Below are 13,526 nucleotides of genomic sequence, written 5' to 3' on the forward strand. Positions count from 1 at the left end.
GATCAATCCAATAATGAAAGGGTGACGGGTGTCAGGTGGTTGTCTTCCACCCGCACTTGCAATTGGCCTTCACCCAGGCGCGCGGTGAGGCGCTGGCCGGTGTGGGTTTGTGCGGCATTGCGAATCGCCTGGCCGCGCTCGTCCAACAGGATGCTGTAGCCGCGGCCCAGGGTCGCCAGCGGGCTGACCACCTGCAATGTCTGCACTTGGCTCTGCAGTTGCAGACGCCGAGCCTTGAGACCTTCACGCATGGCGCGGGGCAGGCGTTCGGCGAGGCTGTCCAGGCGTTGGCGCAAGAGTGCCAGTTGACGGCCGGGGTGCTGGCCGGCGAGGCGGGTTTCCAGGCGGATCAAGCGCTCGCGACGGGTATTGAGGCTACGCTCAAAGGCGCGGCGCAAGCGCATGTCCAGGTCATCCAGGCGCTGGGCCTGCTGGCGCAAGCGCTCGCCCGGGTGACGCAGGCGCCGGGCCATGCCTTCCAGGCGCAGGCGGCTGTGGCTCAGGCGGTTGCGCATCAGCATCACCAGGCGGCGCTGCAGGTTTTCCACTTGACGCACCAGATGGCTGGCGTCGGGAGCCAGCAACTCGGCGGCGGCGGAGGGAGTAGGGGCGCGGACGTCCGCCACGAAGTCGCTGATGGACACATCGGTTTCATGACCAACGGCACTGACGATAGGGGTAACGCAGGCATCAATTGCGCGGGCCACAGCCTCTTCGTTGAAGCACCACAAGTCTTCCAGGGAGCCACCGCCACGGGCCAGGATCAGCGCGTCGAAACCCCGGGCGTCGGCGAGTTTCAGCGCCCGCACGATCTGCGGGATTGCTTCGCGGCCTTGCACGGCAGTAGGGATCAGGGTCAGTTCAACGTTCGGCGCGCGGCGGCGGAATACGCTGATGATGTCGCGAATTACCGCGCCGGTGGGCGAGCTGATAATGCCGATGCGCCGAGGATGCGCCGGCAGCGCCACTTTGCGTTCGGCACTGAACAGGCCTTCGGCGCTCAGCTTTTCCTTCAGTGCGTCGAAGGCCAGGCGTAGCGCACCATCACCGGCCGGCTCCACGGTATCGAGGATCAGTTGGTAATCGCCGCGGCCCTCGAACAATGAGACCTTGCCGCGCACCTTCACCGCCAGGCCATCCTTCAACGCCTGACGTACCCGCGCCGCGTTATTGCGAAACAGCGCGCAACGCACCTGGGCGCCACTGTCCTTGAGCGTGAAATACACATGGCCGGAGGCCGGGCGGGCGAGGTTGGAGATCTCGCCTTCCACCCAGATATTGGTGAACACGTCTTCCAGCAACACCCGCGCGCGGCCGTTGAGTTGGCTGACAGTCAGGACTTCGCGGTCCAGGCCCAAGCGGGCAAAAGGATCTTTAATCATGGGCGGCAGTTTATAGGCATTCGTGCAGGGTTTGACAGAATTGCTCCACCAGCGCGTTCGGCGCTTGCGCGCAGGCCAGGGCTACGGTGCTGTCGCAGTCAGGGTCGGCCAAGGGCAAAAATTGCACGTTGGGCGGGGCGATGTCCTGCATGGATTTTGGTAACAGGGCAATCCCGAAACCGGCCTGGATCAATTGCAACTGCGTGGTCTTGCGCGACATTACCCGCGCCGCCTTGGGGAAAAAACCTGCACGCATGCACAATTCAGCCGACAGATAGCTCAGCCCGCCGCGCTGAGGGTGGGGGATTGAAATAAACGCCTCATCCTTGAGTTGCATTAACTCGACCGCTGCGTTGCCGCGTGCCAAGGGATGACCCGCAGGCACTGCCAGCGCCAACGGCTCGGTGTACCAAGGCACCACGCGCACGCCTTCGCGCTGGCGCAACACCGGCAACCGCAGCAGGCCGACGTCCAGGCGGCCCTCGACGATTTCCTCCAGTTGGGCTTCGGAGGAGAGTTTGACGATATCCATCGACACACCCGGGCAGCGCTCCAGCCACGTGCTGATGCCTTGCAGTAACGCGCCGCTCATCGGCACGGTGCTCGAATGGCTCAGGCGCAAGGTGCCGAGTTGGCCCTGGCCCACTTGTGTCGCCAGGTCGCTGGCCTTGAGCAACTCACTCAGCAGGTTGCGCGCCCGTGGGTAGAAGGCTTCGCCGGCGGCCGTCAGCCTTGGCTGGCGTGCAGTGCGTTCGAACAGTGGGGTTTGCAGTTGAGATTCAAGCTCCTTGATCTGCCGGCTCAAGGCTGATTGCGCCACGAACAGGCGCTCGGCGGCAGCACTGAAGCTACCGCTGTCGGCGATTTCGACGAAATAACGCAGTTGCCGGGTGGAGATCAAAGAGTCATGCCTTTTTGAGATGAGTAGTGAGCCTGGAAGATATTAGTCGCAACCCTTGCCGATGGCTAAAGTGAACGGCATCTCAATAGAAGGAATAAGTCATGAGCCCGGTTGAGCTGATGAGCCAGTGGACTTTCGGCGGTATTGATTGGCTGGTGATCGGCCTGGGCGTGACGGTGGCTTATATCGTGTTCGGCATTGCCGGGTTCGGCACGGCGCTGGTGGCGGGGCCGATCCTGATTTTATTCATGCCGCTGTCGAAGATCATCCCGTTGCTGGTGCTTCTGGACTTTGTCGCGGCGTTTGGCGGCCTGCTGCAAACGCGGCGCGATGTGAACAAGCCGGAACTGTTGCGGTTGCTGCCCTGCATGGCCATCGGCTGCACCCTGGGCGTGGTGTTTTTGCTCAACCTGCATTCGGACCTGTTGCTGTTATTGATGGGGCTGTTTATCAGCGCCTACGCGATTTACAGCCTGGCGGTGAAAGCAAGGCCGACTCAGCTGGCGGCGGGCTGGTCGATTCCCATGGGCACCGTTGGCGGCCTGTTTGGGGCGCTATTCGGCAGTGGCGGCTTCTTATATGCGATTTACCTGAACAGCCGTTTGCCCAAGGACGCTGCGCGGGCTACGCAAAGCGCGCTGATCAGTTGCAGCACGGTCGTGCGTTTGAGTCTGTTCCTGATTGCCGGGGTGTATGCAGATTTGCCGTTATTGATGTTGGCGGTTTGCCTGTTGCCGGCGATGGCCCTGGGGTTGTGGTGTGGGCGCAGGCTGACGATGCGGCTGTCCCGTGAGGCGTTCGTGCGGTTGGTGACCTGGCTGGTATTGGCCAGCGGTATTGCGTTGATCGGACGGTATTTGAGTACTTGACCTGATTTTTTCAGGGATTAAGCTGCCGTCCTCCCGGGCGTCATCGCGGGCAAGCCCGGCTCCCACATTGGAATGCGATCACCTGTGGGAGCCGGGCTTGCCCGCGATGGCGCCAATAGCCACACCGCAGGACTCCCATGAACTCCCAAAGCATCCTTGTCCCGAAAATCTCCACCTTGCCGGTCCACGAACCCCGCGCCCGGGCGATTGTGCGCTGGCTGGTGCGCAAGAACATCATCAAGGAAGAGCTCACCACTTGCGGGCGTACCGGCAACCGCATGGGCTACGCCCTGGCCGATGGTGCCCGCGCGGTGGTGCTGCACCCCGAAGCGCTGCCGTTCAACGAGCCGGTCAATGGCCTGGAGATCATCTACAAGCGTTGCATCTATACCCCGGCCAAGGGGTTCCTCGAAGAAGCGGGCTGCCCGGAGTGCCTCAAGGAAGTCGGCGAGGCGCTGTTTGAAAGCCTGGAAGACTGGATGCCTGGCCACACCGATAACTTCACCTGCCCGCTATGTGGGCATGAAGACGACATCAACGGCTTTCTATTCCTGCAGGAATGCGGGTTTTCCAACCTGGGATTCATTTTCAACAACTGGGCGGAGGCGGGCTTCAAACAGAGCTTTATCGACGAGTTTGCCGATTGGCTCGATCAAAAAATGAGCTGGGTCAAAGTCGAACTGTAACTTTTTGCCGAACACGATCGTTCCCACGCTCCCGCGTGGGCAACGCCGCATGGGACGCTCCGCGTTCCGTTGTTGTCGGAGATTTTGAATCCTGCCCCAAGGCGACGCGGAGCGTCACCAGAGGCATTCCCTCGCGGAGCATGGGAATGATCGGGGCGATGAAATTACCCATCTATCAGTATTACCAAGTTTGTCAGAGTTTTACATTGAGCCCGGCAGGGTGCATGTATATAATGGCGCGCTTCCATTTTCCCGCTCGGGAGCCCCCGCGATGCTGCGTATCAGCCAAGAAGCTCTGACATTCGACGACATTCTCCTAGTGCCCGGTTATTCCGAGGTGCTTCCTAACGAAGTCAGTCTCAAGACCCGCCTAACCCGTGGCATCGAGCTGAATATTCCCCTGGTTTCCGCTGCCATGGACACCGTCACCGAAGCCCGTCTGGCCATTGCCATGGCTCAGGAAGGCGGCATCGGCATCATCCACAAGAACATGACCATCGAGCAGCAAGCTGCCGAAGTGCGCAAGGTCAAGCGTTACGAAGCCGGCGTGGTGAAAGATCCGATCACCATCGAAGCTGACGCCACCGTGCGTGACCTGTTCGAACTCACGCGTATGCACAACATCTCCGGCGTCCCGGTGCTGCACGATGGCGACCTGGTCGGCATCGTCACGTCCCGTGACGTGCGTTTCGAGAACCGCCTTGAAGTCACCGTCCGCGAAGTGATGACGCCTAAAGAGCGTCTGGTCACCGTCAAGGAAGGCGCCGACAAGAACGATGTGCGCGAACTGCTGCACAAGCACCGCATCGAGCGCGTGCTGATCGTCGACGACAAATTCGCCCTCAAAGGCATGATGACCGTCAATGACATCGAAAAAGCCAAGGCTTACCCGCTGGCCAGCAAGGATGACCAAGGTCGTCTGCGCGTGGGCGCTGCGGTCGGTACCGGTAAAGACACCGGTGACCGCGTCTCGGCCCTGGTCGCTGCCGGTGTTGACGTGGTGGTGGTCGACACCGCCCACGGCCACTCCAAAGGCGTGATCGACCGCGTGCGTTGGGTCAAGCAGAACTTCCCTGAAGTGCAGGTGATCGGCGGCAACATCGCTACCGGCGCTGCCGCCAAGGCCCTGGCCGAAGCTGGCGCCGACGCAGTCAAGGTCGGTATCGGCCCAGGCTCCATCTGCACCACGCGTATCGTCGCCGGTGTGGGCGTGCCGCAAATCAGCGCCATCGCCAACGTCGCCGCTGCCCTTGAAGGCACTGGCGTACCCTTGATCGCCGACGGTGGCATCCGTTTCTCCGGTGACCTGTCCAAGGCCATCGTAGCCGGTGCCTCCTGCGTGATGATGGGCTCGATGTTCGCCGGTACCGAAGAAGCACCGGGCGAGATCGAACTGTTCCAGGGCCGTTCGTACAAGGCTTACCGTGGCATGGGTTCGCTGGGCGCCATGTCCCAGGCGCAAGGCTCTTCCGACCGTTACTTCCAGGACTCTTCGGCAGGCGCCGAGAAGCTCGTACCGGAAGGCATCGAAGGCCGTGTGCCGTACAAAGGAACCCTGAGCGCGATCATCCACCAACTGATGGGCGGCCTGCGTTCCTCGATGGGCTACACCGGCAGTGCCAACATCGAAGAAATGCGCACCAAGCCAGAGTTCGTACGGATCACCGGCGCCGGCATGGCTGAATCCCATGTCCACGACGTGCAGATCACCAAGGAAGCGCCAAACTACCGTGTAGGTTGAGGCTTCCAGCAAAACGTTAAGTAACCGGGGCTGTTCTTCAGCCCCGAGTTGTTTCTGATTCATTAGACGAGACTGACTTCATGGCCCTCGACATTCACGCCCACCGCATCCTGATCCTCGACTTCGGTTCCCAGTACACCCAGCTGATCGCCCGCCGCGTGCGTGAAATCGGCGTGTACTGCGAACTGCATCCGTTCGACATGGACGATGAAGCGATCCGCGAATTCGCACCCAAAGGCGTCATTCTCGCCGGTGGCCCCGAGTCCGTTCACGAAGCCAATAGTCCGCGCTGCCCGCAAGCGGTATTCGACCTGGGTGTGCCGGTATTCGGCATCTGCTACGGCATGCAGACCATGGCCGAGCAACTGGGCGGCAAGGTAGAAGGCTCCGAGCTGCGTGAATTCGGTTATGCCCGTGTGGACGTGGTCGGCAAGAGCCGCCTGCTGGACGGCATCGAAGACCACATCGACGCCGACGGCCTGTTCGGCCTCGACGTCTGGATGAGCCACGGTGACAAGGTCACCAAAATGCCGGAAGACTTCCACATCCTGGCCAGCACCCCGAGCTGCCCGATTGCCGGCATGTTCAGCGATGAGCGTCGCTACTACGGGGTGCAGTTCCACCCGGAAGTGACCCACACCAAGCAAGGCGGGCGCATCCTGTCGCGTTTCATCCTCGACATCTGCGAGTGTGAAGCCCTGTGGACCCCGTCGAAAATTGCTGAAGACGCCATCGCCCAAGTGCGCGCCCAGGTCGGCACTGACAACGTATTGCTTGGCCTGTCCGGCGGCGTTGACTCCTCGGTTGTGGCCGCCTTGCTGCACAAGGCCATTGGCGACCAGCTGACCTGCGTATTCGTCGACAACGGCCTGCTGCGCCTGCACGAAGGTGAGCAAGTGATGGCCATGTTCGCCGAGAACATGGGCGTCAAGGTGATCCGCGCCAACGCTGAGGACCAGTTCCTCAACAACCTGGCCGGCGAGTCCGACCCGGAGAAGAAGCGCAAGATCATCGGCCGCACCTTCATCGACGTGTTCGATGCCGAGTCCAACAAACTGGACAACATCAAGTACCTCGCCCAGGGCACCATCTACCCCGACGTGATCGAGTCGGCCGGCGCCAAGAGCGGCAAGGCCCACGTGATCAAGTCCCACCACAACGTGGGTGGCCTGCCTGAGGAGATGAACCTCAAGCTGGTAGAACCGCTGCGCGAACTGTTCAAGGACGAAGTCCGCCGTCTGGGCCTGGAACTGGGCCTGCCGTACGACATGGTCTACCGCCACCCATTCCCAGGCCCGGGCCTGGGCGTGCGTATCCTGGGTGAAGTGAAGAAGGAATACGCCGACCTGCTGCGTCGCGCCGACCACATCTTCATCGAAGAACTGCGCAAGGCCGACTGGTACCACAAGGTCAGCCAGGCGTTCGTGGTATTCCAGCCGGTGAAATCGGTTGGCGTTGTAGGCGATGGTCGTCGTTACGCATGGGTTGTTGCGTTGCGTGCCGTAGAGACGATCGACTTCATGACAGCGCGTTGGGCACACCTGCCTTACGAACTGCTGGAGACGGTCAGCGGCCGGATTATCAACGAGATCGAAGGTATCTCGCGCGTGACGTATGACGTGTCGAGCAAGCCGCCGGCGACGATTGAGTGGGAATGATGGGACGTCCGGCATTGTCCGGCACGATCTAGCAAGAAATGCCCTGGAGCCCGCGTAATTGCGGGCTTTTGGCTTTTTGGGTCTGGCAAATTCTGGCAGCTTTGTGCATCGCCAAGCACCTTGTGTCTTTTCGCTGACGGATTACCGGCGGCCTTCGCAAACGGGTGATTCGCCGATGCGGCCTTCCTTGCAAAGGTCAATGTTATCTGTGCGCTTGAAACCTGCGTCTTTCATGCAATAAAACCGCGTGAGCACCTGGTCAATCGGGGTTCTGTCGCCCGTCCCTATCAGGTTGGTATAGCCGCATGCGGTCATGGCGTGTTTGACGCCCTCTTCAGACACCCCGATCTTCTTCCAATTGGTAAATTCCGGCGGCGGTGGTTGAAAGCCTCTGCCGGTGCAGCCGATCAATAGCAACGCGTACATACTCGACACCAGGCTCTTCCTGAACATCGTATTCTCTCCCTTGGTTTGACTCGGATAATGTGTACGGCGTCTGCGCAACAGTTAATGCAGTCACTACGAAGAAGGTTTTTCGTGAAGGGTATTTTTCGTGGTGTCAGTGGGTTTCACGGCTTACGCTTACCGCCGCGCTATATCCGAAAAGTAAAACTTATCCAACGTATGCCGCGACTCGGTGTACTCGAACTGCCTTCCATCCTGCAAAAACGTCTGGTTACTCACCACAATCACATGGCTTTGCCCCTCCAGATCCAGATGCGCCTGGTCGTCCTTGCTGCGTGGCAGGGCTTCGATGGTGCGTTGCGCGTAGCTGATCTGCAGCTGCAGCGTTTGCTCGATAAACGCGTAGATCGACTGCTCGGCGATGTCGCGGTCCAGGCCGGGAATCAGGTCGCTGATGAAGTGGTTGATGTCCAGAATCACGCGTTTGCCACCGATGCGGCGCACCCGTTTGACGCGCGTGATCAGGGTGCCGGGTTCGGCCTCGATGTGTTGCAGCAGTGAGCCTTCCAACGGGATCTGGGTGAACTCGACCACGTCGGTACGTACATCATCGCCCAGGTCAGCGTGGGTTTCGTGGAAGCTGACGATGCCGCCCAGTTGGAACTCGATCGGGTTGGGCGACAACACAAAGGTGCCCTTGCCGTGGATCTTTTGCGCAAAGCCACGTTCCTGCAACTGCTCGATGGCGCGCCGCACGGTGCCACGGCTGGCCTGGTAGGCGTCCATCAGTTCGGTTTCGGAGGGAAGGCGCGTACCGCGTTGCAGGCGCTCGGTGGTGATGCTGGCAAGCAGATCCGTATAGATCTGGTTGTATTTGCTCATGGGATGGCTCTTGCCCGGCGTTATGAAGGTGGACTGCGCGTTCAAGGCAGGAACCTTAGTGGCAGAGGTTGGGTTTGTCCATTGGACACCCGTGCCCGTAGGTGAAAAACCTGACGGAAAGATCGTATGAATAAACAAAAGTGTAACTCGTACAGACGAGTTGTTGATTTAACTCGTACAGACGAGTACTTTTCCCTCCTCGGCGTGCTGCCAACGACTGCCACCCATAAAAACAATCACAGTGGAAAACGAGCATGAGCCACGACTATTCAACGATTGCCCGCGAGATCCTCGACAACCTCGGAGGCCGCGAAAACCTTGAGCAGGCTGCCCATTGCGTGACCCGCCTGCGCCTGGCGCTCAAGGACCCCAGCCTGGTCAACAGCAGTGCCCTGAACCAGGTCGATCTGGTCAAGGGTTCGTTCTTTACCGGCGGCCTGTTCCAGGTGGTGATCGGTCCCGGCGAAGTGGAGAAGGTCTACGCCGCCCTGCGCGAACTGACCGGCCTTGCCGCTTCGACCATTGCCGACGTCAAGAAAGCCGGCGGCGACAAGGCCAACCCCATGCAGCGCCTGGTGCGGGTGTTCTCCGATGTGTTCATGCCGATCCTGCCCGCGCTGATCATTGCCGGCCTGTTGATGGGCGTGAACAACCTGATGGGCGCCAAGGGCATGTTCATCGAAGGCCAGACGCTGCTGGAGGCCTACCCGAATCTGGATGGCCTGTGGAGCCTGATCAACCTGATGGCCAACACCTCCTTCGTGTTCCTGCCGGCACTGGTGGGCTGGTCGGCGGCCAAGCGGTTCGGCGGTAGTGAAATCCTCGGCATCGTGCTGGGCCTGATGCTGGTGCACCCGGACCTGCTCAACGCCTGGAACTACGGCAAGGCGGTAGCCGGCCTCGACGGCCAGAGCCTGCCGTACTTCGATATCTTCGGCTGGTTCCAGATCGAGAAGGTGGGTTACCAGGGGCAGATCCTGCCAATCCTGATGGCGGCCTTTGTCATGAGCGTGATCGAGAAGTGGCTGAGGGCGCGGGTGCCGAATGCCATTCAACTGCTGGTGGTGCCGATCACCACCATCGTGGTCACTGGTGTGCTGGCCCTGGCAATCATCGGCCCGGTGACGCGTCACCTCGGCATCCTGATTACCGAAGGCCTGGTCACCCTGTTTGAAATCGCACCTATGATCGGCGGCGCGATTTTCGGCCTGCTCTATGCGCCGCTGGTGATCACCGGTATGCACCACATGTTCCTGGCCGTCGACCTGCAGCTTATTTCCACCCAGGGCGGCACCTTTATCTGGCCGATGATCGTCATGTCCAACCTGGCCCAGGGCAGCGCCGCGCTCGGGGTGTTCTACATGACTCGCAATGCGCGGGACAAAAGCATGGCCTCGACCTCGGCCATTTCAGCTTACTTCGGCATCACTGAGCCGGCGATGTTCGGGGTGAACCTGCGTTTCAAATTCCCGTTCTATGCCGCTCTGCTGGGCTCGGCGCTGGGCAGCATTTTCCTGTCGTTGAACAAGGTGCAGGCCTCGGCCATCGGCGTCGGTGGGCTACCCGGGTTTATCTCGATCGTACCGAGCGCCATTCCGATGTTCGTGATTGGCATGGTCGTGGCGATGGTCGTGCCGTTTGCGCTGACGTGCATGTTGAGCATGAAGATCGTTCGGCCTGGTTACCGGGTCGCCTGAAGATCGCTATCGCAGGCAAGCCAGCTCCCACAGTGATGTGTGAACACATTCAAATGTGGGAGCTGGCTTGCCTGCGATGAGGCCGGAAGGGCCAACACCCAACTCTACTGAAGGAATCCACCATGCAAACCTGGCAACACTCGGTGATCTACCAGATCTACCCCAAAAGCTTCCACAGCCACGCGGGTAACGCCACCGGTGACCTGCTGGGCATCGTGGACAAACTCGACTACCTCAAGTGGCTGGGCGTGGATTGCCTGTGGGTTACTCCGTTCCTGCGCTCGCCCCAGCGCGACAACGGCTACGACATCAGCGACTACTACGCCATCGACCCCAGCTACGGCACTATGGCCGACTGCGACCTGCTGATCAGCGAAGCCGCCAAGCGTGGTATCAAGCTGATGCTCGACATCGTGGTCAACCACACCTCCATCGAACACGAATGGTTCCAGCAGGCGCGCAGCAGCCTCGACAATCCCTATCGTGACTTCTACATCTGGCGTGACCAGCCGAACAACTGGGAATCCAAGTTCGGCGGCTCGGCCTGGGAATACGAAGCGCAGACTGGCCAGTACTACCTGCATCTGTTCGACCATACCCAGGCCGACCTCAATTGGGATAACCCCAAGGTACGCGCCGAAGTGTTCAAGATGATGCGCTTCTGGCGCGACAAAGGCGTGGGCGGCTTCCGCCTGGATGTGATCAACCTGATCTCCAAGCCCGCCGATTTCCCCGAAGACAACAGCGACGGTCGCCGTTTCTACACCGACGGCCCGAACGTGCACCAATACCTGCAGCAAATGCACCGCGAGGTCTTTGAAGGCCATGACCTGATCAACGTGGGCGAGATGTCATCCACCCGCCTGGAACACTGCATTCGCTACTCGAATCCAGCGTCGAAAGAGCTGTCGATGACCTTCAATTTCCATCACCTGAAAGTCGATTATCCGAACCTGCAGAAGTGGGTGAAGGCCGATTTCGATTTCCTGCAACTCAAGCAGATTTTCTCCGACTGGCAGGTGGGCATGCAGGCCGGTGGCGGCTGGAACGCGTTGTTCTGGTGTAACCACGACCAGCCACGGGTGGTCTCGCGCTTTGGTGACGACGGCGAATACCGCGTGGTCTCGGCCAAGATGCTCGCCACGGCGCTGCACTTTCTGCAGGGCACGCCATATGTGTATCAGGGCGAAGAGCTGGGCATGACCAACCCCGGCTTCGACAGCATTTCGCAATACCGCGATGTGGAAACCCTGAACATCTTCCGCCTCAAGCGCGACGCGGGAGAGTCCGAAGCTTCGAGCATGGCGGCGATCATGCAGAAGTCCCGCGATAACGGGCGTACGCCCATGCAGTGGAGCACCGAAGCGAACGCCGGGTTCAGCCGCGGTGAACCCTGGATCGGCATTCCCGCGAATGCTGCGCAGATCAATGTCAACAGCCAGATGGATGACCCGGATTCGGTGCTGCATCACTACCGCAGGCTGATCGACCTGCGCCGTCGCGAGCCGCTGATACAGCAAGGCGTTTACCGTGCGTTGCTGCAAGACCATCTCCAGGTCTGGGCGTACCTGCGTGAAGGTCATGGCGAGCGCCTGTTGGTACTCAACAACTTCTATGGATCGTCGTGCGAGATCCAACTGCCCGAAGGCGTGATCAACGCCGCAAACGAGCAACGCCTTCTGATCAGCAACTACCCCGATTGCCCGCTGCGCACGAGCACGATGGTGCTACGCCCTTATGAATCCTTCGTGCTGCACCTGACTGGTTGAAATGCCCCCTGTAGGAGCGAGCTTGCTCGCGAAGATCGCCAACGCTAACGCGCCCCTCCAGGTGTTGCGTGGAGGTTGCAAATTCTTCGCGAGCAAGCTCGCTCCTACAGGTGATCGCGTCACGCAAGACAGCAAGAAAAAACAATAAAAATAAAAGGAGCACTTCATGAAAACAACAATAAAACTGGGCCTTATTGCTTCCTGCCTCACGGTGCCTTTCGGCGCCCAAGCCCTGGAATTTGCCGGGTATTTGCGCAGCGGCGCGGGCACGTCAACGGGCAGCGGCAAGCAGCAATGTTTCCAACTGCCGGGTGCGCAAACCAAGTACCGCTTGGGCAACGAATGCGAGCAGTACGCCGAGCTGGAACTGCGTCAGGATTTGCTGACCCTCGATGACGGTTCGGTGTTCAGCGTCGATGCCATGGCTTCCCTCTATAACAAGTACGACCGTGCCCTGAAGTTCCAGGGTGAAAACAATGGCTCGGCGCGCATGCCGCAGATGTATGCGCAATGGTCCAACCTGCCCAGTCTCAATGGCGGTTCGCTGTGGGCCGGGCGGCGTTACTACAAACGTAACGACATCCATATTTCCGACTTCTACTACTGGAACCAGAGCGCCACCGGTGGCGGGATCGAGGACGTGTTGATCGGCGGCTTGAAATACAGCTACGCCCTGTCGCGCAAGGACAACCTGTACCAGAAGGAGTACGCCACCCGTCACGACTTCAACGTCGCAGGTTTCAAGACCAACCCCGGTGGCGAACTGGAACTTGGCTTGAGCTACATCGCCAAGGCCGGTGGGCGTGACACCAACAGTGGCTGGGCGCTGACGGCGCAGCATGTACAAGCGGCCTTCCTGGGTGGCAAGAACAAGTTTGCCCTGCAGTACGGCGAAGGCCCCGGCACCGGTCTGGGTTACACCGGCAATACCACGTTGGACAAAAGCAGCAAAAGTTACCGCGCCGTGGAGTTCTTTGATTGGCAAGTGACCCCGCGTTTCGGCGGGCAAGTCGAGGCGGTGTACCAGAAAGATGTGCGCCCAGGGCGTCAGGACCAGAACTGGATGTCGCTCGGTGTGCGTCCTGCGTATGCGCTCAGCGAGCAATTCAAACTGGTCACTGAGCTGGGGCACGATCAGGTCGAGGCCACCGGCGGTACGCGCAAATTGAGCAAATTTACCTTCGCCCCGACCTGGTCGCCCAAAGGTCCTGAGTTCTGGGCGCGGCCGGAAGTGCGGTTGTATTACACCTATGCGTCCTGGAACAAAGCGGCCAAGCGTGCGGCCAATGAGCTGGCGGCGGGCTCGGCGTTGTCCGACACCGGCGCCTATGGCACGGCGCGGCATGGGTCGAACGTCGGTGTGCAGGTCGAATATTGGTGGAAGTAAGCCGGGCTCGTGTGGGAGCGGGCTTGCTGTGGCGAGGGAGCTTGCTCCCGCTCGACTGCGCAGCAGTCGCAGGCTTTTGGGGGCGCTTCGCACCCCAGCGCAAGCAAGCTTGCTCGCCACAGCAAGCCCGCTCCCACCTTTGATCTTCG

The 13,526-nt window shown here is 60.1% G+C and carries 11 protein-coding genes; 7 read left to right on the top strand and 4 right to left on the bottom strand.

Going from position 1 to position 13,526, the window contains the following annotated elements:
* Positions 1-2 precede the first annotated feature (2 nt).
* Together xseA and JFT58_RS18305 are read right to left on the bottom strand one after the other, a co-directional pair.
* Positions 3-1,382 carry an exodeoxyribonuclease VII large subunit gene (gene xseA, locus JFT58_RS18300; protein ID WP_054897806.1) on the bottom strand — a complete coding sequence of 460 codons (1,380 nt, stop codon included), beginning with the start codon at positions 1,380-1,382 and terminating at the stop codon, positions 3-5.
* A gap of 10 nt (positions 1,383-1,392) precedes the next feature.
* The gene (locus JFT58_RS18305) at positions 1,393-2,283 is read right to left on the bottom strand and encodes a LysR family transcriptional regulator (RefSeq protein ID WP_054897805.1); all 891 of its coding nucleotides are present in this window, start codon (positions 2,281-2,283) and stop codon (positions 1,393-1,395) included.
* Positions 2,284-2,384: 101 nt separating this feature from the next.
* Between JFT58_RS18305 and JFT58_RS18310 the strand changes: the two genes are divergently transcribed.
* The 4 genes from JFT58_RS18310 to guaA all read left to right on the top strand — a co-directional run bounded on the left by JFT58_RS18310 (position 2,385) and on the right by guaA (position 7,237).
* Positions 2,385-3,152 carry a sulfite exporter TauE/SafE family protein gene (locus JFT58_RS18310; protein WP_054897804.1) on the top strand — a complete coding sequence of 256 codons (768 nt, stop codon included), beginning with the start codon at positions 2,385-2,387 and terminating at the stop codon, positions 3,150-3,152.
* 137 nt (positions 3,153-3,289) lie between these two features.
* The gene (locus JFT58_RS18315; RefSeq protein WP_005791157.1) at positions 3,290-3,838 is read left to right on the top strand and encodes a hypothetical protein; all 549 of its coding nucleotides are present in this window, start codon (positions 3,290-3,292) and stop codon (positions 3,836-3,838) included.
* A gap of 271 nt (positions 3,839-4,109) precedes the next feature.
* Entirely contained in the window at positions 4,110-5,579 is a 1,470-nt protein-coding gene (gene guaB / locus JFT58_RS18320; protein WP_034128014.1) for an IMP dehydrogenase, read from the top strand.
* Positions 5,580-5,659: 80 nt separating this feature from the next.
* Positions 5,660-7,237: a glutamine-hydrolyzing GMP synthase gene (gene guaA, locus JFT58_RS18325; RefSeq protein WP_014719806.1), complete on the top strand. Its 1,578-nt coding sequence runs from the start codon at positions 5,660-5,662 to the stop codon at positions 7,235-7,237.
* 141 nt (positions 7,238-7,378) lie between these two features.
* Here the strand turns inward: guaA and JFT58_RS18330 are convergent, their stop codons facing one another.
* Both JFT58_RS18330 and treR read right to left on the bottom strand, forming a co-directional pair.
* Positions 7,379-7,690: a hypothetical protein gene (locus tag JFT58_RS18330; RefSeq protein WP_054897803.1), complete on the bottom strand. Its 312-nt coding sequence runs from the start codon at positions 7,688-7,690 to the stop codon at positions 7,379-7,381.
* Positions 7,691-7,819: 129 nt separating this feature from the next.
* Positions 7,820-8,524 carry a trehalose operon repressor gene (gene treR / locus JFT58_RS18335; protein WP_054897802.1) on the bottom strand — a complete coding sequence of 235 codons (705 nt, stop codon included), beginning with the start codon at positions 8,522-8,524 and terminating at the stop codon, positions 7,820-7,822.
* 254 nt (positions 8,525-8,778) lie between these two features.
* On the opposite strand from treR, the gene treP reads away from it, so the two are divergent.
* The 3 genes from treP to JFT58_RS18350 all read left to right on the top strand — a co-directional run bounded on the left by treP (position 8,779) and on the right by JFT58_RS18350 (position 13,377).
* Positions 8,779-10,221 (top strand): PTS system trehalose-specific EIIBC component, encoded by a 1,443-nt coding sequence (treP, locus tag JFT58_RS18340; RefSeq protein ID WP_034128010.1) that lies wholly within the window; start codon positions 8,779-8,781, stop codon positions 10,219-10,221.
* 122 nt (positions 10,222-10,343) lie between these two features.
* A complete protein-coding gene (gene treC / locus JFT58_RS18345; RefSeq protein WP_054897801.1) occupies positions 10,344-11,990 on the top strand; it encodes an alpha,alpha-phosphotrehalase in 1,647 nt (548 codons plus the stop codon).
* 166 nt (positions 11,991-12,156) lie between these two features.
* Positions 12,157-13,377, top strand: a complete 1,221-nt coding sequence (locus JFT58_RS18350) for a maltoporin (protein ID WP_054897800.1) — start codon at positions 12,157-12,159, stop codon at positions 13,375-13,377.
* Positions 13,378-13,526: the final 149 nt, after the last annotated feature.

It is taken from the genome of Pseudomonas sp. MF6767, from assembly GCF_016405475.1.
Taxonomy (GTDB): Bacteria; Pseudomonadota; Gammaproteobacteria; order Pseudomonadales; family Pseudomonadaceae; genus Aquipseudomonas; species Aquipseudomonas paracarnis.